Raw genomic sequence first — 24,356 nt, 5'->3', positions numbered from 1 at the left:
TACAATTAGTGCCTGATCAGAAACGGCTAGGGAAGAGTACCCTTCACAAATCCGGGCTGCTTAACCGTTCAAACAACCAGTCGTAAGAATATCGGCCGCTGATTTCATGTGCCCCGGGGAACAGATCGGTTTGCAGCTTCTCCCCCGCACCGGTGCGCCGATATGTTTCCCTGAGCTCATGAGCTGCGGCTTCAAAGCCCGCAGCCGGAAATATCCGATCATGGCTTCCCGACTCCAGAAACAAGGGTCTAGGAGAGATCAGCCCCATCCATTCCGGCAGCTCGGCATGGTTGAGCATGCCGGGGATGTAATTGCATACACAGTGCTGCACCGCCATAATGCTGTACTTGAAAGTATTGGGATATCCCGCTAGCACGGCAGCCCGAATCCGTTCATCCAGCGCCGCGCTCAAAAACGAGATAAACCCGCCTCCCGAAAAGCCCATGATGCCGATTCTATCAGTCTGAACCTCCGGGCGTTCGGCCACATACTCCAATGCCTTCAGCGTCTCGGTTACGCGGAGACCAGCGAGCGTCTTGCCATGCATCATCAGCTGGGTGGACAGCCGGTGGCAGGAATTCGGGGCATCCGGATTCAGTGCGAGATCCGCCGCAAGGCGACGCTCACCGAAACCGGCTACATCCGGAGCGATCACCACCATGCCCCGCCGTACCAACTGGACAGCGAAATGCCGATGTAAACCAGATGCATCGGGATCGCTTGAGCCGTCCTGCTTCAGCCCTACAATCTCCCTGCTGCCATAGCCATGACCATGAACAGCGACGGCTGCCGGCATCGGTCTCCCTTGATTTCCCTCCGGAATTAATACGTACGCTGCAAAAGACACGCCCGGTATCGCGGATAGCTCCACCCTCTCCCGAATATACCCGTCACATGGCTCCTGTTCGAGCAATACAGGCTTATGCCTTTCATTGGGTTCGAATTCGCCGATCAATTGCCAAAGCGCCTGCTTCAAATGCCCTTTGCGCTCTTCGGCGCTCATGGAAACCTGCCTGTCTTTCGTTCGTCCCATGGCTTCGTTATACATGGACTCCAGCAAAACATCTGCGCGCCACATCCCGTACTCACCGCCTTCGATTTACTCACTGTTTTTTAGATAAGGTGTTCCCTTGGATAGCGCATTTCCCTGCATATCGGGGCATCAAGGCCCCATATTCACCAGGACGGCTTCGGGCCCGGTCGGTCTCCGGCTCCCCCCTTTGGGTTCCATGCTCACGACAGCACTGAGTCTGCCCGTCGTTTCCCTTCAAGCCTGCTGCTCGTCTGGCCGCAAATTACCGGACTGACCGCAGCCACGCTGATCTGCTTCGCCATCTCATACGTCCTGTTCCTCCGACAGGAGATTAGAGGCCGGTCCTGATCTTTAGATTATACGAACAAGCTCATCTGAATTTTTCAGATGAGCTTGTTCTTTTTGCAGTTCTCAAGTTATGCTGCTTTGTCAATACCTTCCCTGCACGACTTCTTGCGACAGGAAACCGATCTTCTGCAGCCAGCCCGCGCACAGGCCCGTCCATTGCGAAACACTAGGATTTTCTTCAGCAAGACCAAGACCATGCCGGCCCTCCGGGAAAACATGAAGCTCAAACGGGATGCGCTGCTCGCTTAGCGCTTTGGCATACATGAGGCTGTTCTCAACCGGAACCGCGCCGTCGTCCGCGGTATGCCACAGAAAGGAAGGAGGGGTCTCCGGCTTCACCGCAAGCTCAAGCGACAACGCATTTCTCAATTCTTCCGGCGGATCCTCTCCCAACAGCTTGGACATGGAGCCCTCATGGTAATAATCCTTAAATGAAATGACCGGGTAACACAGAATAGAAGCGTTCGGGCGGGAGCTCTGCCGGTCCACAGCATCCACGGCCTCCGGGTTTCCTTCATCGAAATGAGTGCTGGCACTCGCCGCGAGATGTCCGCCTGCCGAGAACCCGAGAATTCCAACACGGTCCGGATCGATGTTCCACTCCTTGGCGTGATGTCTTACAAGCCGGATGGCACGCTGGGCATCGCCTAGCGGATATGGATGGCGATAAGGGGCAACACGATAATGAACGACAAAGGCCGATAGCCCAATTGAATTCAGCCACATGGCAATCGGATCACTCTCATGATCTGCGCGCCGCTCGTAACCGCCGCCCGGAAGCACAAGCACGGCTCCGTGGGGCGTTTCATTTTGTAATAGATAAGGTACGATGTAGGGTGTGAATTTCTCTTCCACCGACTCATATCCGGGAATATCCTGTTCCCAAAGCTTCATCATATCCATTCCTTTCTGTCTTCATCTCAAGTCTATTCATTCATTTCTACATTTCCTTCAGCCTTAGGCACTCAGAGACCAAGCAAATCCAGTCTCAGCGGTGTAAACGTATCCAAAAGGGCGGAAGGTTCAAGAGCTTTTACCCCATGCTCCGCCCCGCCGGGAATGACGATGGTATCTCCCTGACGCACCAGGGTCGGCTCACCGTTGATATAAAATTCGATGGCGCCCTTCAGACAGTAGCTCATCTGCTCATGGGGATGGCTGTGCAATGCACCTTCCGCCCCTTCTTCAAAATGCACCTCCATCATCATTAGCCCGGTTCCGGGTTGAAACACCTTCCTTGTTACCCCGGGCTCCGCTTGTTCCCAAACTCCGATTTCCGCCATGATCCTCCTCCTCTGCTAATCCAAGTACCGAATTTTCGCGTTCATCGATTCATTAAATTAAAAACCTTCATAACTTCTTCGCCGGAGGGTCTATGTATTCCTATTATCCATGTCATAAAAATTCAGAGAATCATCTCGGCTGATTGATTCTATACATTTAGAGGTCATGACTCGTAAATCATATCCCCGTATCTGCTCGTAAAGATGAGAACACAGAATCGGAAATATCCAGCTTTCGTTCCTGCAGCCCCCCGAGCTCACGGAGCGAATAGCGGATAAGAATCGCCTGCGTTCCGGCATTCATGTCCCCTTCGACCTCACCCTTGCCCAGTGAAACCGCCTCCGGCATGTCAGGATAATACTCACCTTGCTTCACTTGGGCCACATTCGGTGCCGGCGGGGAATGATCGATTTCCCTAGAAAATCCGCCGTCCGCCCGCTTGAGCCGCGCCATATTCCGCAAGGTGATTTCCGCGATCTCCAGAACGTCCTCTTCCGGGATGCGCAGCTTCATCGAGGTCAGGAGGCTGATCGGGTTCCGGATATAACACATGTCAACGGCCTTCTCGTTCCGCAGAGCGTGCAGCAGGGAACGGTATATTTCCGGCGTCCGCGGCAGGGGAGCCTGAAACCGGTTATAGAATGTCAACAGCTTGAAGGTTCCCGATATTCGCACATAAAGGGTGCCTTCACCCCATAACCCTGTCACGGGGTCTTGTATACTCGCAAAATAAGACAGAGCTTCAGATAAGAACGGCTCCCGATCTGCAGGCGTCATCTGATTTAAATAGGGGGCCGAGTTACACAGCCGGTCGCAGCCGCGCCAGCTGTTCGCAAGACTGATCGAACGCAGCCACTCCGCATAAGCCTCAGGAGAACGGCAGTATGCCGGAGCCATATTCCGATTGCCCGGCAGCGGATGGAAAGGGGCTGCACCCAACTTTCGGAGTGCTCCTACGCTGTAACCAAGTGCACGTCCCACCATCACATCGTCTTTTCTCATCCTGGGATCGGCATCATAGAAATACCCAGCCCTAGGGTCTTGCTTCGACTGAAAAAAACGCACGATGCCCGTCTTAATGTCATCGGCCAGCCTTTGCTGGAGGCCGCAGCGCTCGATAATACCCAATGCTTGCGCCGTCGATTCGATGTCCGGCGTGAACGCATCAGAATCCCTTGAACTGCGGGCATAATAAAAGCCGCCGGAAGCAGCGTCATATTGTCCTTCGAGCCATTCGAAGAAACCTTCAAACAGCCCGTCGCCACCCGTCAGAATGTCCTCTAATCTCTTTGTCATGCCCTATCCCTTCTTTCAGCTGCTTATGACGTTATATGAAAAATTCCGAAAAATCACCCTGCCTTTACCGACGGCATCCAGTCCGATGCGGAGGCTCTGAAACCCACCAAACGTATTGTGATGGAATCCTGAAACATCCGCCACTTTGTCATACCGGAGCCATTCCACCCCATCGAAGCTGTAATAGAATGAAACGATATGCGCATCGTTAACCAACCGCAAAAATGCCCTGCGCTGATCATTCGGCATCGTGCCGTAGCCCTTAAATGACCGGAAATGCCGGACCCCACGCTCGTTGACTCCCATCCCGAGATATGCCGCATCGTTATAATAGAGCAGCAGCCGTCCTTCTGCCGGGCCCTCCACGATGATCTCGGCCTCTGCTGAATAACGCTCATGGCCTGCCATGTAGAGCAATGGAGAAGCTTTTGCCTCCTCGGATGCTGCCTCGGCTACCAATTCATGATTCCTCGGATGGAACCGGGCGGAAGGCTCCACGCCTTCGCACTGCCAATGCAAACCCAGCTCAGTTCCAGAAAAGGTATCCCTGAATGTAACACCTTGATTCACAGCATTGATTTCACCTTCATCATGCGGCCGATCGTACTCGCCAATAAGTCCCTCACGACCTTCTGCAGCACGAAACCATCCGTCTGAAGTCCATTCGATCGGTTCGAGCAAGGTCTGCCTGCCCAGCGAATGGAACCCGCCCGCATAAGCATGGTAGACCATCCACCACTGGCCGTTCGGGGAGTCTATCAACGAGGCGTGTCCTTTGGACCACCAGGGCTCATCCCTGGATTCCGTATGAACAATCGGGTTGTACGGAGAGTGCTCCCAAGGTCCCCATGGCGTTCTGGATCTTGACGACACGGCCATATGACTTGTGGGCGGTCCAGCTGTCCCCCCAACTGCCACCGTCAGATAGTAATACCCATCGTGAACGGTAATCTTCGGCCCAAGCCTCCACGATCCAATCGTCCGGATACCGCCAGCCGTTATACACATGTCTGACTTCGCCTGTAACCGCGAGTCCGTCCGCCGTTAGCTCTACAAAATCACCGCCCGACATATGCAAATAACGCTTTCCGTCCGGTCCTACCGTGTGCCCCGGATCAATTCCTTTGATCCCCAAATGAATCGGTTTGCTCCACGGTCCCGTCGGACTGGATGCCGTTACGACCCAGTTCGTTCGCGCTGCCGGATAATAAATATAATACATGCCGTTATGAGCCACGAATTCCGGCGCCCATACGTCCCCCTCGTATTGGGGCAATGCTGCCCCAACCCGGCTCCAATTTAGCAAATCACGCGAATGCCAGATGACGAGACCTGGCGTCAGCTTGTAGGAGGAATGTGTCATGTAATAATCCTCGCCAACCCGGATGATCGACGGGTCGGCATAATTGCCAGCAATGATCGGTGCACACTGTTTCTTTTCCAACACGATCCCTCGCTCCTCTCTATCCCTTGATTGAACCCAGCAGCGCACCCTTCGCAAAATGCTTCTGCAGGAACGGATATACGCACAGAATCGGCAGTGTGGCAATGACAATGACCGCCATCTTCACCGTCTGCTCCGGCGGCCGGACAAATTCGTCCATGCCGGAGGTGTCTGCCGCCAAACCGCTGGCAAGGATGACGATCTGCCGCAGGATGACCTGCACGGGCCATTTGGCCGCATCATTCAAGTACAAAATCGCCGACATATACGTGTTCCAGTAGGTAACCGCATAAAAGAGCGATATGGTCGCAATAGCAGGCATCGACAGCGGAATCACGATTCGGAACAGGATGCCCCAATCGCCGGCCCCGTCGATCTTCGCGGATTCCTCCAATCCCTCAGGCAGGTTCTGAAAGAAGTTACGCATGATGATGAGATTGAAGGCATTGATCGCCGTCGGGACAATCAGCGCCGCATACGTATCGATCAGCCCCATCTCCTTCACCACGAGAAACGTTGGGATCATTCCGCCGCTGAACAGCATCGTGAACAGAACCATGAACATGATGAAATTACGGCCATCCAGATCCCTGCGCGACAGCCCGTATGCCATCAAGCAGGTTAACAGCATGCTGAACAAGGTACCCAAAAAGGTGACGCCCACGGAAACGCCAAGCGAGCGAAACACCGTATTGGTTGAAAACACATATTTGTAAGCATCAAGAGACCATACGGTCGGAAACAGGACAAACTGCTTCTGCGCCAGCTCCGTCACGGTTGTGAAGGATCCGGCGATGACGTGAAGGAAAGGCAGGATGGTAACCAGGCCAATGATCAACAGCAGCGTATAGTTCACGATATCGAAGATTCGGCTCGATATCGTTTTATCTTGTACCATAGCGGTCCACCTTTCTGTAGTTAATAGATGCCTTCTTCTCCCGCTTTTTTGGCCAGCCAATTGGCCAGCATCACCAGAATAAGACCGATCAGCGATTTAAAGAACCCGACCGCCGTACTGAAGCTGAACTGACCTTGCTTAAGACCTGCGGTATAAACATACGTATCGAATATCTCCGCCACATTCCGGTTCATTGAGTTTAAGAGGAGATAGATATGTTCGAACCCAAGTTCCAGCACATCGCCGATTTTCAAAATCAACAAAACGACGATCACGCTTCGAATCGAAGGAAGCGTAATATGCCACATTTGCCGAAAGCGGCTGGCCCCGTCAATCCGGGACGCTTCGTATAAACCGGGATCAATCGCCGCCATAGCAGCCAAATAGATGATCGTCCCCCAGCCTGCCTCCCGCCAGATGATCTGCATAACATACATCGGCCTGAACCATTCGCTGCTCATCAGGAAATTGATTTTTTCGAATCCGGCCATAACCAGCAATTCATTAATGATTCCGCGATCCATCGAGAGCATGACAAACGAAATGGATACGATGATAACCCAGGACATGAAGTGGGGGATATACACCAGCGTCTGGATAAAACGTTTAAACACTTCGCGCCGAACCTCGTTGAGCATTAAGGCAAGAATGATCGGCACGGGAAAATAGAAGGCCAGGTTCAAGAAAAACAGCAGCAGCGTGTTGCCCAAAATCGTGAAGAACATCGGCTCGGTAAACAGCCGCTCAAAATGCTTGAGCCCCACCCAGGGGCTGCCCGTAACGCCTAGATAAGCCTGATAATCCTGGAAGGCTATAATCAATCCCGACATCGGGATATATTTAAAGATCAGGAAGTATAAAAATCCCGGAAGAATCATGAGGTAGATCGCCCGGTTTTTTATGATTCTCCTCATTCGACCGGACTCCGGTATTTTGGGGGCGCCCTTGCTCATCCCGGTCTTCACTGCGGTTTCGCTCATGATCTCAGACTTCCTTTCTATCCCGAAGCCTGCCGGAGACTGCAGCATCGCAGTCCCCGGCCATTCGGGATGCTGGCATGTTCGTTATTTGGATGATTCGTAGGATACGTTGAACTCATCGATGATTTGCTGACCGCCGCTCTTAAGCCAGTTATCCACGACCGCCTGGAATCCGGCCTCATCGATATCGCCAAGCATAAATTGATACGTGCCGTCTTTAATCATCTCCTGCAGCTGTACACCTTTTTCGTTAAACGTCTTGGAATCCAGTGATGCCGAAGGATCCTCAATGAGATAATCATTGTTCTCCGTGATCATTTCCTCCGATTTCGCTTTGACAGGGAGCATATGCTTCGGTTCATAAAAACCCTCGATCGTTAACGACCCGCCGACCTGCATCGCTTGATAAGGCTTCACTTCGCGATCGGTCAGCTTGGTGTCTTCCGAAGGAATGACCTTGCCTTCCTCCAGCTTGTGGTGCTGTCCTTCCACGCCCCAATAGATCAGGTTGCCAAGCTCCGGACTCATCAACTGATCCATGAAGGCCAGCACATCTTTCAACTCTTCTTCCGATTTGATAGCTGCTTTCGGAAAGAGAATCACCGAGCCATAGCCGGGAACTGACCAGATTCCGAAGCCATTCGGTCCTCCTTCGATTTTATTCTGAACATCGAGCTCCGCATCCGGATTTACTTCGACGACCTTGGGATGCAGGCTGGATACGTCCCCCATCGCTCCGATATAAACGCCGGACTTTCCGGTAATGAACAGATTTTGCTGATCGGTTTTGCTGGTAACCGGGAAATCCTGATTGATCAGGCCTTCCTGGTGAAGCTTCTTGAAGAATTCCATCGTCTCCATATATTCGGGGAACATAAATTCGGGAGCCAGCTTGCCGTCCATCTCGCCCCAGTTATTCGGTGTCCCGAGCCACGAGCTTATCGTTTTGAATGCCCCATAGATCAGATCGTTCCGATCCGTTAACGGAATGGTGTCGTCCTTTCCGTTGCCGTCAGGATCCTTCTCCTTGAACTGCATCAGCATATTATAGAACTCGTCCACATTGGTCGGGGCGCTGAGTCCAAGCCTGTCGGCCCAATCCTTGCGATAAATGATGCCCTGTCGCGACAAAGGCACTTCACGGTATAACGCATAGATTTTGCCGTCCACCGCCGTGTTCTTTAACACTTCGGGTTTCAGCTTGCTGAGGTTCGGATACTGATCCAGCAGCGGCCCGATTTCCCAGAACTGCCCGTTGCGGATCGCATCACGCATATTCACAAGCGAGGCAGCGTTCTTCAGGTACGTCACCTTCGGCAGCGTTCCGGTTGCAAAGGATGCATTCACCTTTTCATCATAAGTGCCGTCCGGCACCCACTGAATGTCAAGCTTGGTGCCTGTTTTCTCTTCCAGCAGCTTCTCAATCATGTCGGAGGGAACTTCAGGGGTATGGAGGTTGGCCATAATCGAGATGGTTACCGGTTCGCTCTTGTTCTCGCCTTGCGCTGGACTGCCATTTGAGCTGCCGGTTGCTGCAGGGGCGGAGTTGCCGCCACAGCCCGCCAACACGGATAAAGCGGTTACAATTGCCAGGATGATACTGGCTTTATTCTTCTTCATCTTCTGACCTCCGTTTTAAATTTGAATATGGGCTGACAAGAAACAGCTTAGTTGACGTAAGCCCGGTACGTATATAATCCTGAGATTGGATATGGGAAGTTCGGTCCCGCCCGGCATTTAATGGAGTGGAATCAAATCTAATGATTATGTTGTCCATGAGATTGCTCGCGCCATGGCACAACAAAAAAATACCGCCGGGGAAATCAATCCCTTAGCGGTATTTCTCATGTAAATAGGGTCCGACCGTGCTTCGGTATGAAACATTATATTCCTCGATAATCTGCCTGCCCCCCTCTTCCAGCCAACGATCGATCTCAGCCTCAAATCCCTGCTCATCGATCATCCCGAGCATAAATTGATAGGTGGCATCCCGCATGCGTTCATTCAATCTGACGCCGATCTCATTATACATCGGAGACTCCAGCGGTGCGGTGGGATCATAGATGAGGAAACGCTCATTATCGTAAATCAGCCGCTCGGCCTTATCCTTCGCTTGATTCAGAGTAACCGGCTGCAGCATGCCCGGTATAGTGCTGGAGCCTCCAGCCATTAAAGCCTGATAGGGCTTTACATCCTTTTCCCTTAGCTCAAATGCATCCACCGCCATCGCTTTGCCATCCTGAACGGTATAATGGATCCCTTCGATGCCCCAATACATCAGGTTTGCAAGCTCGGGACTCATCAGTGCGTCATAGAAAGAGAGCACGCTCTTCAATTCCTCTTCCGTAGCAATCGCGGATTTCGGAAACAAGATCACCGTCCCGTAACCCTGCGAAGCCCATATCCCGTACCCTTCCGGCCCGAGAATCCGATTCTGAACGTCCAGCACGGCCTTGGGATCATTCGCCAGCAGCCTTGATTCCAGGGACAGTACGTCCCCCATCGCACCGATATAAACCCCAGCTTTTCCCGTTACGAACAGCTCCTGCTGGTCGGTCTTGCTGGTAATCGGGAAGTCTTCATTTATCAATCCTTCGCTATGAAGCTTCTTGAAGAACTTCATCGTTTCCATATACTTTGGGGAGACGAATTCCGGCTGCAATGAATCGTTATACCATCCCCAATTGTTCGGAGTTCCATAATAGGAGCTAATCGTCTTGAAAGCCCCATAGATCAAATCGTTGCGGTCCGTCAAACCTATGGTATCGTCGATACCGTTGTTGTCCGGATCCTCATATGTAAACCCTTTCAACATTTCATATAATTCATCAAGCGTTTCCGGTGCCGGTAGTCCCAGCCGATCTGCCCAGTCCTTACGGTAGATGATGCCTGAACGGGCTAAGGCACGTTCCTGATACAGGCTGTACAGTTTACCATCGATGGCCGTATTCTTCAGAACCTCGGGCTTCAATCTCTGCAAATTCGGATAGTCCTTAAGATACGGGCCGATTTCCCAGAATAGCCCGCTCCGAATCTCATCCCTGAAATAGGACAAGGATGCGGCATTCTTCAGATACAGCGCTTGCGGCAAAGTCCCTGTTGCAAGCGAAGCAAATACCTTCTCATCATAACTCCCGTCGGGTACCCACTGAATGTTCAGCTGAACGCCTGTTTTATCCTCGACCCATTTCTCGATCCGATCGGAGGGAACTTCGGTGGTGTGCAGGTTGGCCATAATCGAAATGCTGGTTGTGCGATCAGAAGACGTACTTCCGCCATCCGCTCCCGATGATCGGGCCATGCTGATGCATGCAGCCGATACCATAAGAATAGCGAGTGTAAGAATGACATAGTTTGACAGACGGGTCATCAATCCGTTCTACCTCCGTTCCACCATGTTTCTTGCGGATCCTATATGTTTGAAATGATCATAACATATGTACATCTTTTTTCATGACAAGTCATGATGATCAAATACAGTGATTATTCTTTTCGAAATGATTATTGAATGTAACCCGGGTTGCCCATACAATGATTATACACTTTGTTAAACAGGAAGGTGTATCTATTGCATCCAAAAAGTAGCTATTATTCTAAAATGGTCCTGTTCGGCTGTTTCATCAGCATCATTCCTCTTGTGGCCCTCGGCTTCTTCTCGTTCATGAAATCATCCACCTCCGTTCAAAACCACGTCAACAGCAGCAATATCCAGATTATGAATCAAACCAACAGCAATCTCGAACAGGTGCTGCGGACCGTGGATTATACACTGAATTACGTCATTAATTCCAATATTCTGCAAAGCGCGTTGTATCGGCCCCTTTCCTACTATGACTTCCAATTGTATAACAAGCTGAGAGAAGAGATGAGTCTACTGCAATCTCCCGAGACGAAGGTTACGGACGTCATCCTTGCGAATACGACAACCAACTGGCTGATCAATAACCGGGGCATGTACGAATTTAATGAATACGCTTCCAAGGATGCGCTGCTGACGCTTATGGAGCTTCATGGGAACTCCAATTGGGTGATGCTTGAAACGGAATCCCTCGGGTCCAGCGATACACTCAGTTATGCCTGCCCCTACACGATTGCGCTTGTGAAGAAAATGCCACTCTCTTCCTCCAGCGCCCGGGGTGTCGCGCTCGCCACCATTCCCAGCTGCAGTCTCGCCGCTATGATGGATACCCCTTCCGAATCCCGGGAGGTAATGGTTCTGGACCACAATTACCGGATCGTTGTACATCCCGAGCAAGGAAAGCTCGGGCAATATCTGACCGATACCGGGTATGAGGAGGCGGAGTTGGGCCATTTTGACAATAAATCGGGGCAGTTCGAGACGAGGATCGACAACAAGCCGGTGTCCGTTACGTACGTCCGGTCCGATTTTAACGGCTGGTTGTATGCCTCCTTTACCGAAATGTCCGTCATTACGAAGGAGTCCCGCTCCATCGGCTGGTTTACGCTGTATATTTGCATGCTGATGATCGGTTTCAGCATTCTGCTGGTATGGCTTGGAACGCGGAAAATGTACACACCCATCCGGCACATTTTTGAAAATATCGTGGAGCGTTTGCCGGAAATCCAAGCCAACAAAAAGAGCGAGCTGCAAATCATCGACGAACATATCCGGGATATGTTCAATTCGAACACCAAGCTCCGCAGCGAGCTTCGGCAGACCAGCCAGCAGGTGCGCACCTTTTTCCTCCATAAACTGTTCCTGGGCAAGATCAGTCCGCCCGAAGTGATGGAGCAGATCGAGCTGTTCGGCTTCAAGGAGCAAATATCCGTTTGGGAGCACCTGGCGGTATTTACCCTTCAGATCGATATGCTGGACGAAACCCGCTATGAACGCAAGGATCGTGATCTGCTGCTGTTTGCCATCAACAATATCATTGAGGAGATGATCCCCTCCTCCCATCGTCTCCCCTCTGTCATTATCGATCTCACGCAGGTTACGCTCATCGGACGAGGCGGTATCACGCTGGAAGCATTCAACGACTATATCTATACGTTATCAGAAGAGATCCAGAAGACAACGCGCAATTTTCTCGATCTAGAGGTCAGCATCGGCATCAGTTTGCCTTACGGGAACCTATCCAAAACAACACGCGCTTACCAGGAAGGGCTCGAAGCCCTGAAACACCGCATCAAGCTGGGGACCGGTGTCATTATCCCTTACTTCAGCCTGAACTCGGGCAAGCACACCCGGGTCTATTTCTACCCGATGCAGGTGGAGAACGAGCTGATTGATGCCATCAAGTTGGCCGATGAAGATCGAGCCGTGGAGCTTCTGAAGCAGTGGCTGCACGAAGTGTTTCGGAAGGATCGGACCCCGCATGATTATCAAATCTCGCTCATCCGGCTGTTGAATGATCTGATGATCGTGATGCAGGAGAATGGGATCATGCTCGAGCAGCTCGACATCCGGGACAGCTCTCTTGTGGAGGAACTTCTTCGGCTCTACACCAATCATGATATCGAAAGCTGGTTTAAATCCCGCATCATCCGGCCGATGGTCAGTGTATTCCGGGATCGTCAGGACTCTCAATACCAAAATCTCTCCGAGCAGATGATCGAGATCATCCGTAATGAGTTTGACCGCAATATTACGCTCGAGGAGTGTGCTTCGCGCCTCCATTACAACAATTTTTATCTAAGCAGCGTGTTCAAAAAAGAGACCAATATGTCCTTCAGCGAATACCTGTCCCAGTACCGCTTCAAAATGTCCAAGAAATGGCTTGTCGAAACCGATATGCCCATTAAGGATATTGCGGAGAAGCTGAGTTATAACAATTCGCAGAACTTTATCCGGTCCTTCCGTAAGTTGGAGGGGATGACGCCCGGGCAATATCGCGGCAAATACAAAACCGGACAATAAACCTTGTAAAACGGCATCAGATTACCAAAAAAGGTCACCTATGTCCCGTACTTTTCCTGCAGGAGAGAACCTACAATTAGAATAGTCACTTGTTGTGCTGATCTTGTGGATCATTTATGAAACTATCCCAAAAGGAGAATCTGTCAATGATACGAGAAATGCAGGCCGATATCGTCATTCTCGGCGGCGGGACCGGGGGAACAGCCGCCGCACTTGCCGCCGCTAAATCAGGAAAGACGGTCATCATGACCGAAGAGACCACTTGGATCGGGGGACAGCTAACCAGCCAGGCGGTTCCGCCCGACGAGCATCCGTGGATTGAATCCTTTGGCTGCACGCGCAGCTACCGGCAGTTCCGCGAAGGTGTCCGCCAGTACTACCGCGATTTTTTCCCCATGACTCCCAAGGCCAGATCCGATGTGCAATTGAACCCCGGCAGCGGCATCGTCAGCCGGCTGTGCCATGAGCCGCGCACGGCTCTCGCCGTGCTGCATCAATTGCTGGCCCCGTACATTCACAGCGGACGGCTTACGATCCTGTATCAGTATGCGGCAGAGTCTGCCGACGTTTCAGGGGATCGCGTGAACAGCGTAACCGTTCGTCATCTTGAAACGCAGGATCAAATCGCGCTCCGCGCCCCGTTCTTCGTGGATGCCACCGAGCTCGGCGATTTGCTTCCGCTGGCGGGTATCGAGTATGTTACCGGCGCCGAGTCCAAGTCCCAGACAGGGGAACCGCATGCCGTTGACGGCGATCCGCTGCCGCAGGACATGCAGGGCTTTACGTATTGTTTTGCCGTGGATTATCTGGAGGGTGAGGACCACACCATCGAAAAGCCTGCCCTTTACGATTTTTGGCGAGAGTATAAACCCGAATTCTGGCCAGATAAGCTGTTAAGCCTGACCGCCGTCAAGCCGTCGACCAATGAGCCGATCGAGTATGAGATATTCCAGGGGCACGGCAAGTTCCCGCTCTATCAATACAGGCAAATCCTAGATCCAAAGCATTTCGCCGAAGGTACGTTCGAAAGCTCGGTGTCTCTAGTGAACTGGCCGCAGAACGACTACTGGCTGGGCTCCATTATCGATGTTCCGAAGGAAGAGGCTGACCATCATATCTACCAAGCCAAGCAGCTTAGCTTGTCCCTGCTGTATTGGCTGCAGACCGAGGTGCCGCGGCCGGACGGCGGGAAGGGTTATCCCGGGCTGCGCCTGCGTCCCGATGTGGTCGGAACGGAAGACGGGATGGCCATGTATCCTTACATCCGTGAGTCGAGAAGAATTCAGGCCGAGTTTACGGTGCTGGAGCAGCATGTGGCAACCGAATCACGGCCGGACGGAGCTTCGGAAACATTCCCTGATTCCGTCGGCATCGGCTGTTACCGGATCGATCTGCATCCGAGCACGGGCGAGCGCCCTTACATTGATATCTCGTCCCTGCCGTTCCAAATCCCGCTGGGCAGCTTAATTCCGAAACGGATGAAGAATGTTCTGGCCGCCAGCAAAAACATCGGGGTAACCCACATTACGAACGGCTGCTACCGGCTGCATCCCGTAGAATGGAACATTGGCGAGGCCGCCGGATACTGTGTCAGCTATTGCCTAGACCATGATATTCTGCCGACGGATGTGCGGAGCGATGAAGAAAGACTGGCCAGCTTCCAGCAAAAGCTCGTCAGCGAAGGAATCGAGCTGGCATGGCCGGCACTGCGTCCTGTCTGATCATCAACTACAATCGAAATGCTAAAAAACCAGCTCAAGGGCATCGTCCTTGGGCTGGTTTTTCCTGGTTCCGTTCATAACTCCTCAGCGGTTACGAATTGGACGTTCTTAGGGAAATGACAGCTAATGCCGCACACCGACAGCTTGTAACCTTCTTCCACCGCATACTGTTTAAAATAATAGGTCTCTCCGTTCTCGCCAAGCACAGGTGCCCACTCCCCTTCCAGCAGTTCCAATGCAAACGAATCCAACGGCAAATGCAGGCCTTTGCCGACGGCCTTGATATAGCTTTCCTTTAACGTCCATAGATCAAAGAAGCGGGAAAGCCGAACGGAAGGATCACAGTGTAACAGCCCGTTAAACTCGGTTTTATGGAAAAAGCGTTTGGCGATATCCATATCGATGGCTTCCATTTTCTCCACGTCAATCCCAACCGGCTCGTGGCTAACGGCGCACACGATCCAATGCCCGGAATGGGAGACGTTAAAATGCAGATTGTCATGATTCTTTAAGGATGGCTTTCCATATGCATTCCTTATGATTTCTATATGCATCGGATCAAGTCCCAGCTTATCCCGAAGGATTCGATGGACCATGGCATCACCGAGCACCGACCGTTGGTAATCGCTCGCTCTTTTGAATTTGGACACATAGTCCTGTCGATCGGGCGATAACGTCTGGAACAAGGCACGGAACGTCTCATCGCGAATTTGGTCCGAATTCTGGATTGCGTAAACCTCGATATGGCTTGGTTGGTCATCATGAAAAGTATTCATAACTCCGTCCTTTCAACAAAAAACATAGTCACGTGTTCACTTCGATATGTATGTTTGAATCCCCTGCTTGCTTTATTAGACTCCCTGCCCCAATTCCAAGTATAAACGGACGAACGGATCGATTAATTGACAAAGAAAAGAATCCCCGAACATAATGGATGAATATCATACTAGGTGAAGGTGGGGTTTCAATTGGACACGCAATGGGTTTTGGATCAAGCGGTCGATTTGTTTAAGGAGGAGCTTGGCGGCAATCTGGTTGGCATTTACTTGCACGGCTCGTTAGCTATGGGCTGCTTCAACCCGGACACAAGCGATATCGATCTGCTGGTCGTGGTTGAGGACAAGCTGACCCGGGATCATATGAGGCGGTTGGCCAAAAAAATCATAGCGTTCCACGATGGTATGCCCAATCAACAGGGGTTGGAGCTGAGCCTTGTCCTGGAATCCAGTCTGCAGGAGACCGTCTATCCGCCTCCATTCGAGTTCCACTATTCCGCCTTTCATCGCGAGAAGTACCTGACCGATGACGATTACCTATGCGGCGGGTTCCAAGACGCCGACCTGGCCGCCCATTACACCGTGATCTTTCATCGGGGCATTGCCCTGTACGGCAAACCGGTTCACGAGGTCTTTACATCCGTTGACCGGCAGCATTACATACAAGCCATCCTCCATGACGTGGAGGGTGCGGTACAAGACATCACCGGCTCCCCTATGTACTACACGCTAAACCTGTGCCGGGTGCTGTACTATCTGAAGGAAGGCGTTGTCTCCTCCAAAAAAGAAGGCGGTGAATGGGGCCTGCGCACGCTTCCTTCCAAGTATCATCCGATTATCAAGCGTGCCTTGCATCAATATAGCGACGGAACCCAGAATCCTGCGGATTCCTCTCCCAATGAACTCATCGCGTTTGCCGGCGATATGCTGGAGCTGATCCGAAAGGAACTGGAATAGGGGCGGGTATCGCGGGCTGATCGTCTTAACCGGGCAAGCTACACTGCTCGGCATTGATTGTCTTCAGCTCCCGGCACACATATCCGAGCGACATGGCTGGTGGACATAACTTTTCGCTCCGCCAGAGTCTACAATAACAGTTATGATCACCGCTTAGCCTGCCAGCCTGCCTCTTCCCGATGCGGTACATGTGCTTGAGAATAACTTCATTCACTTTGTCGGATGGCTCAACCGCCTATCAAATTCTGTTCTAGCACCGTCTGCAGCTCCTACAATAGCTTATCTCGCTCACCCAGATCTGGGATGATACCAGTAATTTTCCGATTTCATCATCATCGCCGTCCTCACTGGTAGCATCAGACGGTGTATTCGGTGGAAGCCCGCCGTATGCGGTCATGCGCTCAAGAGACTCCTCATTTTGCTTCTATTACGGTCCAGTTCAGCCTGAACAACTTGAACCCACGGATGTTATGTAACACGCATTTGGTGTGACAAAATGCCCATACTGCCTAGGAGATGAATTATTAAGCTAACGGACAGGATAGTTCATAGAAGCAATATAGCTTCCTGTTGTAGAAAAGAGTTAAAACAAATAGGAGGGATAATTTGAAGTTAGAAAAAGTATTTGAATATGATATAAATAATGAATTAGAAGCAAAAATACAAGAATTATTAATTGATAGTTTCCCAGAAGTTTATCCTAGAGATAGAATTTATTTTAAGCAATTACCGCATGTTAGATTTCTAGCTTTCAACCAAGAAAATCAGCTGATAGGACATGTTGGATTAGATTACAGGGTGATGAATCTAAATGGGAAACCCATAAGAGTACTAGGAGTAATTGATTTATGTGTTTCACAAAGCGCACGCTCCCAAGGACTAGGTTCAACGCTTCTTTTAGAAATTGACAAGTTTTCTGTGGGACGAAATATTGACTTTACACTTTTATTTGCGGATAACATGACCTTGTATTTGAGAAATGGATATAAACCAGTGAAGAACAGGTGTAAATGGTTGAAAATTGATGATGAAACTCAGTTAACAAATGGAATAGGTTTTGAGGAAATGAATGAATTAATGATTAAGGAAGTAGGAAAGACCGATTGGAGTAAAGGAAATCTGGATTTTTTAGGATATCTTTATTGAACTAGCGGGAAGAATGCACTGCGGAGCCGATGAGTATAAGACTGATATCTCTGATATCTCTGATATACCCAACGCTGCTTTTCAATCAGAATCGTAGCGTTGGCCGTCTTATCAGCATGCAGATCCTCATGATCAATGCGTCGAGCTGTTTCGCCATCCAATGGCCACGCCAATTGTTCTGAATTTGTGAGCTGGATCTCCGCTTCATTTACCTTTGGAAATAGCTCTCCTTGTCCCCATGCCATCGCCATTCCCCTCAATCCCCTTTATGCTATAATTATCGAGAGGAATATATTACCTATTGCCACGCCCCGGCGAAGGATATGGGGGTCTATTTCTTTAAGTAAATATCGCTAAATCAAAAAAGAGGTGAGCCTTTGAAGCTTATTTCAAATTGTATTCGGAGTATTTGATTATCCCCCGCCCCTTCCGTTTATTGATTCTGTGGGGCTGGATTATATTGTTTTTAGTCACCGGGATTAAACTTGATTGGTTCTTTTAAATTGTATCTCGATCACTTCCTAATTTATTGGGACCTCCTTTTGGTTTTTACGTAATGTTTTTTAGGAGATGATTATTAAATGGTAATGATCATATTAGGTGTCATCATGATTGTTTTCGGCTTTATATGACTATAAAAATCCAAATATCAAATTGCTCAAATTTCTTACTCGTACACCGAAGAGTGACACTAATACACAAGAAATACGTTCTAATGGTGAAAGTGGAATAGTTGGCGGAATAATTTTTATTGTGATTGGAGTTATCGTTCTTTTATTAAGGGATTAAAACGATAGGTGCAACTAAATTATGTGTGTATTGAATCAAAATCTTTAGCTGGCCTCGTCTTTGTTTGGCTAAAAATCCTGCTCAGGAGCTGCCCAATCCGCAAGCTTGATTAATTTTTAGAAAATGAAAAAGACCGCCCTATAGGCAGCCTTTAACCATTGCTTACAAATTGAATTATCCCAATAAGTGCCATAAGCAGATAAATAACGAGTATAATGATTACGCCTGTTCGAAGCGCTTTGAACCCCCTTGATCTCTTCTCCAACTGCTGCTCCACTGCATTCAATCGATCTTTAAGCTCTTGTATTTCATTCTCTTGTCCCATTTCAGCCTCCTTTAACCGTTTTTCAAGCTATGTATCCTTTCAATAAATAAGGACAGGTAACCGAATAATGACGATACATACGCAAATTCGGGGACCGCAATCTGACCGCTCATCACACCATCCTTAAAAAAACCTTTATGGTAAAACTGTATATAGGAATATATTACCATATACCCCCACCCCGACCAAGGATATAGGCTCCTGTTTTCATCAATTGCCAACAATTATGTATTATGCTTATTTCTCCCTTGGAAGGACGCCACTAATTGCAATTTAATCAGCACTTGTTCAAGGAGCTCTAAGGGGTCATCTGAGTCCTCCATCTGCTCACAAATTTCGATGGCTTCTTCTACTGCTTTACCGAGTTCGTCTGCACGTTTCTTTTCTTCTGCTGCTTGCTGGAGCCAGTATTTTAAAACCTCTGGCGAATTAAGACCCTGACCTTTGTCATCTAACCTATTGCAATATTCCATATCCTCATGCCAATCTCTACTCATTCTGCTACCTCCTGAACTTCTAATTCATTACACTCACACTTTCTACTGCTGGGAACTCCAAAATTCACACTTGCTTGCTTATATATACTACTCTCTTTTTTGATGTTATCCTCTACATCCCAAGATGGGTCCTAAAGCTGCTTTGAGGATACTCCTTATTCGTGGGTTATTCGAAAAATTTTCCCGTGCGATAAAACATATATTACTTCAAAAGCCTTATGTATGCCAAAGACCCGTTCGATACTATCGAACGGGTCTTTGGCTTTAACGGTTAATGAATTCTGCCATCTGCAGCATTCTGGTTAATACGACCGCTCCTTCGGCCCGGGTAGAATGGGCTTCCGAAACGAACCGATCAGAAGAACGTCCCTCCATCAACCCTGATTTGACGATGGCCGATACGGCCTCTTCGGACCAGGATGCAATGCGGTCGCGATCCTTGAACCCTTCTAAGATGGAATCCGGATCTCCTGTCTCCAGATCCGTACCAGCAAGCTTCAGTGCACGGAGCAGCAAGACACTCATCTGCTCACGGGTAATCTCCTCGTTCGGACGGAACGTACCATTACTGAAGCCTTCGATCAGCCCATGCTCCACAGCCGTAGCGACAGCGGCTGCATACCAGTCGTTTGCCTTCACATCCTGGAAGCTCGCATGATCTCCCTGATCCTTCAAACCGAGCGCGCGAACGAGCATCGCTGTGAACTGCGCTCTCGTGATCGACTCGTTTGGACCAAAACGCGTATCACTTAATCCCTCGATCAATTGTTTTGAGGCCAGCAGCGAAACGTCCTCGCGAGCCCAATGGCTGCTTAAATCCTCAAACGTCTTCGCATGGGAAACTACGGAATAAACCCCGCTCTCCCTCCACTTAAACTCCGCTTGGGATTTGCCGTTCGACGTGTGAATGAGCGCCGGTACGAAGACCAGCTTGCCGGATGCTGAATCCAATCGCAGCACCGTCGTTTGGGATGGACTGACGATACTGGACAGGGACCTGGTAAACTTCGCATAAGCTCCCTTCAGTGCTGGCAGTTCCGATAACTTGTCACCCTGTTTCCAGGCTAATGTAATGGTAAGCGCTGCATCCAGTTTGGAGGCTCCTAACTCCAACGCTGCCTTCACCCGATCCTCTTCTTCTTTCGAAGCTAAAGCGACGCGAATTTGCAGACTTTCCGCCGTACCCCGTTGTTGTAAAGCTTCCGTCAGCGAATGCAGCGGAATTTCCAATCGGCCAAGGGAGGATTCCAGCACGATGGAGCCCCCCGGCAGGTCCTTAACCGCAGCGCTCAGCCCCTGCACCGGCAAGTGAAGAACGACGGCATCCGAAGCGTCGGCCACGGAATACGTAAGCACGCGTGAAGCCGCGGGCAGTTTGCTGAGCCGTTCTACGTCGCCGAGCATACCCTTCTCGTTCGCATCCGCTACGATGACCGTCCCGCCTCCTCCAGGTGCTGTCTCTTTCTTGATGCTCAACCGCTCGGGCTCTGATGGTTTAGGAGGTGGAGTTGTCGATCCTCCACCGGAAGAACCGGAGCCGCCGCCCGGAGTCCCCGGATTGGATCCGCCATCTCCGGTAGAGGTCCGGATAACCTCAAACGTTTTACTGTTCGTTTTGAATTCGTCAACAAATACGTCCACTGTGATCGAATTGACGCCTGTTTGCAGTGGAACATGGGCTGCAAATTCACCGTTGGCCGACAGAGTCGCATCGGCACCGTTCACCTTGACGGTCGCTTTGCCGGGCCCGAGAACTTCTACAAGCCCTTTCAGAGCAAGCTGGCTGTCGCGCGTCTCTTTGCCCTCGTCGTCCATCAGCCCACTTAATACGGCTGAACGAACCTGATCCCCGTTATTGTAGGCATTGGCAACGAGCTGACGCAGCGTTCTCGTGCCTGACGGGTCCAAGGTGGAAATGACGAAGCCTCCCTGAGGAATAACGCTGTTATTCTCTTCCGGCGCTCCCCAGCTCCATTTGATCGCTTGATTCCGGTTGACCACGCGGGTCACGTGGCCCGTATTGTCCACCACCACTTCCACTCCAAAGCGGTTCGTGCCCGTAGAGTAACCGAAGGCTTCCGTCATTACATTAACGTTTCCCTCGATCCGGTTGATATTATAGAAATTGCCTTCAAGGAACGAATCCGGACTTCCCGGCAAACTCATGCCGAGCTGATAATCCTTCACCCACTCCTTATCTTGGAGAGCAGCCGCCGCGATCGGCCAGTTGACCTGGGATGCGTCAAACAGCATCAGTCCGTTCGTGGACTTCAGCCCCGCCTGGAACACTTCGCGCTGAACAGCAGGTGCCTGCACATTGTTCATGGCAATGCCTGCATACAGCGGAATTTCCCCGTTCGTTACGATATTGCCGAGCGTAATATATTTCTGAATTTCCTGGCTGGTGGTTTGATATGCCCCAATCATCAGAAAATCCAAATACTCGATATACCCGGTATCATAATATTCCGGTGTATACACCGATTCGTCCGGCATGCCGAGTGCGGGATCGAACCGGAAGTTCTTGCTGCCCCAGTTCACGCCGTTCAAATAATACGTTTCATACCAGGATCCAACATAGGAGGATACCTCGATCTTTCTGCCTGTTGAAACTTCATAAGAATCCACCAGCGTCTTCACTTCGCCGAAGAAGCTCTGAATCGTGCCCGAGCGGAATTCCCACCAGTCCTGAATCAGCGGACCGTATACCCGAACATTGTTTTCATAGTAGAAGATATCGTCTGGCCAATTGACAAGCTGCTTGTTCCGTGCCTGCAAAAACTGCTCGAACTTCACGCGAGTTTCGTCGCTGAAATCGGCCCCTTCGTTGTCATATCGGCTCCGGTCATGGACAACGCCGTCCACATCGTAATTCTTAATAATCTCCTCAAATGTTCGAAGCTGATAATTGCGAACCTCGTCATTGGACGGATTGACGAAGGCTACCAAGCCCTGCTTTTTACTTTCACGCAGTCGTTTGATCTCGCCATTGTTCTCCGCGAAATATACACGTTCCTCCCAATCGAGATGATCGTTCAGAACCGCATACTCGTTGTGGGCAATCGATCCTTCGGCAAACACGTTAATCGCCGCATGAATCTCTAATCCCAGCGCATGACCGTGGTCAATGAACTCCTGCAATAAGTCCAGATCCGGACTTGCGCCCGCTTTTTCGGGTGCCTTGATCTCGCTGACATAAGGTCTGCCCGTCAAATCGTTCTTCTTGTACGAGACATAACCTTCAACGCCTTTCACATCAAATGCGACCGAAGTAACCCCCGATTCCTTGGCTTTTTGCAAGAATGCCAAAACATCCTCGCTCGTTTTAAACTTTCTGGCATTGGAAGCCTGGTCCACCCAGAGAATGACTTCTTTATCCGGGGAAAAATCAGGTCTTGCAAACACCGCAAGATGACGCACATCCTGCTCAATGTCATTTTTCAACACTTTGACTTCGATATAATTGGTGCCGTTTGTTAACGTGTAGTTATGGGTAAAGGTACCATCCGCATCAAAAGGCACCTCGTTACCGTTCACAAGAAGTTGGATCGCGGTAATGTCGTCCATGTTGTCGATGCGCCCCGTGATCGTGGTGCTGCCTTCCGTTACGGTATACATCGTCTGATTATCCAGCGTAAGCCGTGCAATGAGGCCATTGCCGCTCATGATGTCGCGCACCTGTACCACTTCCCCGTTCTTGCGCAGCTTGATCATGTCCCCGACCTTAAAATTCTCGGCCAAATAGCGCTTGATGTTATTGCCTGCGTAGCTGTTGTCCTGTGCCATCAGCACAAAACCGCCTTCGGGGATTTCAAGCTCGGTCGGCCCGGTCCATACGGGCGGCTTCCCGTTGATCGAAGGATTGACCACCCGTAAAACGCGGTTGTTGACATCCACCTGCACGGCGACATTGGTCTGGGGAATCGTGATGGAGCTGCCGTAATCCCTTGTAAAAATCGCCACGATGTTCGGCACGCCCGTAACATCTTTGTCGACATAGTCCAGCTTCTTGCGCGGGCCTTCAATGTCGATCGTAATATCCTTCGGCGCCGCTTCGACTTCAATATAATCCTGATTCTCAATTGGTTCGTACACGATGTTCAGTGTATGAACTGCCAGTTCGCCATCTCCCTTGTACAGCTTTACCGCAACCGTATTCGGGCCCGGTTCCAAATAAACATTGATCCGAAACACGCCATCTGCCGTTAGTGCGGTCTTATCGCCATTAACGGTTACGCTTAAATCCTGATCAGCGGCATAGTTCGCCACAAAACCTGCAATCTCAATGACCGGAATATCCACGGTCGTATCCGTTTGCGTAATCAGATGCAGCTCGGGTGGTAGCGGATCCGGCCCCGGACCCGGTCCCGGCTGCTCCGGCAGGAAATCAGCCGCAGTCACTTCTTCGCCCGCCCGCATCAGCTTAACCGAATCTCCCGTTTTGTTATGATTGAAGAGAGGTTTCTGAAAAACGGATTGATCCCACGCATTGGTGCCGCCAGCCACTACAACATAACCACCGGCTGGAATCGGAAGCAGCGTACCCGGATGCCAGGCAGTCGGAGGATCACTGTCCGGTCCAACCACATTCTGCACGATGCCGCCCGCATCCACGGAGACCGCGACATGAAGCGTAGGCACCCATACCTCATCGGTATATACGGAACCCGTGACCGCTACCCCGCTTGTGTACAGCGCCAAGTAATCATTTTTCCCTTCCACTGTGTCGCCTGCTACGTTGATATCCGTGAACTCCAGAATCTCTCCGCCTTGGGAGACCAAGGTAACGGGATCCGTGCCCGCACTTTGCGCCGGGGAAATTTCGTTATCCGCGAACGCGGAGGAACCAACCGGAACGATGAGGGAAACGATCAGTGACAGACTGAGAAACAGTGCGATCCGCCTGCGAAATAAACGATACATCAATGATTACCACCCTTCTCTTATTCAGAATGAACCGTTTGGTGCCATTTAAATTCAA

18 protein-coding genes and 2 pseudogenes are annotated in these 24,356 nt (G+C 50.6%); 5 read left to right on the top strand and 15 right to left on the bottom strand.

Annotated features, from left to right (window positions below):
* Positions 1–43 precede the first annotated feature (43 nt).
* Complete coding sequence (locus MHH48_RS09180) at positions 44–1,078, bottom strand: alpha/beta hydrolase family protein (RefSeq protein ID WP_076320528.1); 1,035 nt, start codon at positions 1,076–1,078, stop codon at positions 44–46.
* Between the two features lie 192 nt (positions 1,079–1,270).
* Here MHH48_RS09180 and MHH48_RS09175 point away from each other — a divergent pair.
* A pseudogene (locus MHH48_RS09175) lies at positions 1,271–1,381 on the top strand (ABC transporter permease); the annotation flags it as partial.
* A gap of 81 nt (positions 1,382–1,462) precedes the next feature.
* Here MHH48_RS09175 and MHH48_RS09170 read toward each other — a convergent pair.
* From MHH48_RS09170 to MHH48_RS09130, 9 genes and pseudogenes are all read right to left on the bottom strand, one after another.
* On the bottom strand, positions 1,463–2,275 hold the full coding sequence (locus MHH48_RS09170) for an alpha/beta hydrolase (RefSeq protein ID WP_076321289.1): 813 nt from the start codon (positions 2,273–2,275) through the stop codon (positions 1,463–1,465).
* 71 nt (positions 2,276–2,346) lie between these two features.
* Complete coding sequence (locus MHH48_RS09165; RefSeq protein WP_076320527.1) at positions 2,347–2,664, bottom strand: cupin domain-containing protein; 318 nt, start codon at positions 2,662–2,664, stop codon at positions 2,347–2,349.
* A 178-nt stretch (positions 2,665–2,842) separates the two neighbouring features.
* Positions 2,843–3,961, bottom strand: a complete 1,119-nt coding sequence (locus MHH48_RS09160) for a hypothetical protein (RefSeq protein WP_076320526.1) — start codon at positions 3,959–3,961, stop codon at positions 2,843–2,845.
* 15 nt (positions 3,962–3,976) lie between these two features.
* Complete coding sequence (locus tag MHH48_RS09155; protein ID WP_256720374.1) at positions 3,977–4,969, bottom strand: family 43 glycosylhydrolase; 993 nt, start codon at positions 4,967–4,969, stop codon at positions 3,977–3,979.
* 31 nt (positions 4,970–5,000) lie between these two features.
* A pseudogene (locus tag MHH48_RS09150) lies at positions 5,001–5,324 on the bottom strand (family 43 glycosylhydrolase); the annotation flags it as partial.
* A gap of 100 nt (positions 5,325–5,424) precedes the next feature.
* A complete protein-coding gene (locus MHH48_RS09145) occupies positions 5,425–6,303 on the bottom strand; it encodes a carbohydrate ABC transporter permease (RefSeq protein WP_071222846.1) in 879 nt (292 codons plus the stop codon).
* Between the two features lie 20 nt (positions 6,304–6,323).
* Positions 6,324–7,256 (bottom strand): sugar ABC transporter permease, encoded by a 933-nt coding sequence (locus tag MHH48_RS09140; RefSeq protein ID WP_076321288.1) that lies wholly within the window; start codon positions 7,254–7,256, stop codon positions 6,324–6,326.
* A 111-nt stretch (positions 7,257–7,367) separates the two neighbouring features.
* Positions 7,368–8,903, bottom strand: coding sequence for an extracellular solute-binding protein (locus tag MHH48_RS09135; RefSeq protein WP_076320525.1), 1,536 nt, complete (start codon positions 8,901–8,903; stop codon positions 7,368–7,370).
* Positions 8,904–9,114: 211 nt separating this feature from the next.
* Positions 9,115–10,653, bottom strand: coding sequence for an extracellular solute-binding protein (locus MHH48_RS09130; protein WP_076320524.1), 1,539 nt, complete (start codon positions 10,651–10,653; stop codon positions 9,115–9,117).
* Positions 10,654–10,851: 198 nt separating this feature from the next.
* On the opposite strand from MHH48_RS09130, the gene MHH48_RS09125 reads away from it, so the two are divergent.
* Positions 10,852–13,164 carry an AraC family transcriptional regulator gene (locus tag MHH48_RS09125; protein ID WP_179090562.1) on the top strand — a complete coding sequence of 771 codons (2,313 nt, stop codon included), beginning with the start codon at positions 10,852–10,854 and terminating at the stop codon, positions 13,162–13,164.
* A 146-nt stretch (positions 13,165–13,310) separates the two neighbouring features.
* Entirely contained in the window at positions 13,311–14,885 is a 1,575-nt protein-coding gene (locus MHH48_RS09120; protein WP_076320523.1) for an FAD-dependent oxidoreductase, read from the top strand.
* Between the two features lie 74 nt (positions 14,886–14,959).
* Here MHH48_RS09120 and MHH48_RS09115 read toward each other — a convergent pair whose 3' ends face one another.
* On the bottom strand, positions 14,960–15,661 hold the full coding sequence (locus MHH48_RS09115) for a 4'-phosphopantetheinyl transferase superfamily protein (RefSeq protein WP_083659534.1): 702 nt from the start codon (positions 15,659–15,661) through the stop codon (positions 14,960–14,962).
* A gap of 192 nt (positions 15,662–15,853) precedes the next feature.
* On the opposite strand from MHH48_RS09115, the gene MHH48_RS09110 reads away from it, so the two are divergent.
* A complete protein-coding gene (locus MHH48_RS09110; RefSeq protein WP_076320522.1) occupies positions 15,854–16,618 on the top strand; it encodes an aminoglycoside adenylyltransferase domain-containing protein in 765 nt (254 codons plus the stop codon).
* Positions 16,619–17,224: 606 nt separating this feature from the next.
* On the top strand, positions 17,225–17,764 hold the full coding sequence (locus MHH48_RS09105; protein WP_076320521.1) for a GNAT family N-acetyltransferase: 540 nt from the start codon (positions 17,225–17,227) through the stop codon (positions 17,762–17,764).
* On the opposite strand, the gene MHH48_RS09100 is transcribed toward MHH48_RS09105, so the two are convergent.
* The 4 genes from MHH48_RS09100 to MHH48_RS09085 form a co-directional block, all read right to left on the bottom strand.
* Positions 17,758–18,015 carry a hypothetical protein gene (locus MHH48_RS09100; protein WP_076320520.1) on the bottom strand — a complete coding sequence of 86 codons (258 nt, stop codon included), beginning with the start codon at positions 18,013–18,015 and terminating at the stop codon, positions 17,758–17,760. The genes MHH48_RS09105 and MHH48_RS09100 overlap by 7 nt on opposite strands.
* A gap of 689 nt (positions 18,016–18,704) precedes the next feature.
* Entirely contained in the window at positions 18,705–18,878 is a 174-nt protein-coding gene (locus MHH48_RS09095; RefSeq protein WP_179090561.1) for a hypothetical protein, read from the bottom strand.
* 224 nt (positions 18,879–19,102) lie between these two features.
* Positions 19,103–19,375: a hypothetical protein gene (locus tag MHH48_RS09090; protein WP_076320519.1), complete on the bottom strand. Its 273-nt coding sequence runs from the start codon at positions 19,373–19,375 to the stop codon at positions 19,103–19,105.
* A 264-nt stretch (positions 19,376–19,639) separates the two neighbouring features.
* A complete protein-coding gene (locus MHH48_RS09085) occupies positions 19,640–24,298 on the bottom strand; it encodes an S-layer homology domain-containing protein (RefSeq protein WP_076320518.1) in 4,659 nt (1,552 codons plus the stop codon).
* Positions 24,299–24,356: the final 58 nt, after the last annotated feature.

It is taken from the genome of Paenibacillus sp. FSL F4-0100 (genome assembly GCF_037993005.1).
GTDB lineage: Bacteria > Bacillota > Bacilli > Paenibacillales > Paenibacillaceae > Paenibacillus_AQ.
This window is presented reverse-complemented; position numbering and strand designations above follow the sequence as displayed.

Coding starts and splice junctions, on each gene's coding strand:
- MHH48_RS09085 (WP_076320518.1), bottom strand. CDS start 24,298: ATGTATCGTTTATTTCGCAGGCGGATCGCACTGTTTCTCAGTCTGTCA.
- MHH48_RS09090 (WP_076320519.1), bottom strand. CDS start 19,375: ATGAGTAGAGATTGGCATGAGGATATGGAATATTGCAATAGGTTAGAT.
- MHH48_RS09170 (WP_076321289.1), bottom strand. CDS start 2,275: ATGAAGCTTTGGGAACAGGATATTCCCGGATATGAGTCGGTGGAAGAG.
- MHH48_RS09100 (WP_076320520.1), bottom strand. CDS start 18,015: ATGGCGATGGCATGGGGACAAGGAGAGCTATTTCCAAAGGTAAATGAA.
- MHH48_RS09130 (WP_076320524.1), bottom strand. CDS start 10,653: ATGACCCGTCTGTCAAACTATGTCATTCTTACACTCGCTATTCTTATG.
- MHH48_RS09115 (WP_083659534.1), bottom strand. CDS start 15,661: ATGAATACTTTTCATGATGACCAACCAAGCCATATCGAGGTTTACGCA.
- MHH48_RS09155 (WP_256720374.1), bottom strand. CDS start 4,969: ATGTGTATAACGGCTGGCGGTATCCGGACGATTGGATCGTGGAGGCTT.
- MHH48_RS09145 (WP_071222846.1), bottom strand. CDS start 6,303: ATGGTACAAGATAAAACGATATCGAGCCGAATCTTCGATATCGTGAAC.
- MHH48_RS09165 (WP_076320527.1), bottom strand. CDS start 2,664: ATGGCGGAAATCGGAGTTTGGGAACAAGCGGAGCCCGGGGTAACAAGG.
- MHH48_RS09160 (WP_076320526.1), bottom strand. CDS start 3,961: ATGACAAAGAGATTAGAGGACATTCTGACGGGTGGCGACGGGCTGTTT.
- MHH48_RS09180 (WP_076320528.1), bottom strand. CDS start 1,078: ATGTGGCGCGCAGATGTTTTGCTGGAGTCCATGTATAACGAAGCCATG.
- MHH48_RS09120 (WP_076320523.1), top strand. CDS start 13,311: ATGATACGAGAAATGCAGGCCGATATCGTCATTCTCGGCGGCGGGACC.
- MHH48_RS09095 (WP_179090561.1), bottom strand. CDS start 18,878: ATGGGACAAGAGAATGAAATACAAGAGCTTAAAGATCGATTGAATGCA.
- MHH48_RS09140 (WP_076321288.1), bottom strand. CDS start 7,256: ATGAGCAAGGGCGCCCCCAAAATACCGGAGTCCGGTCGAATGAGGAGA.
- MHH48_RS09135 (WP_076320525.1), bottom strand. CDS start 8,903: ATGAAGAAGAATAAAGCCAGTATCATCCTGGCAATTGTAACCGCTTTA.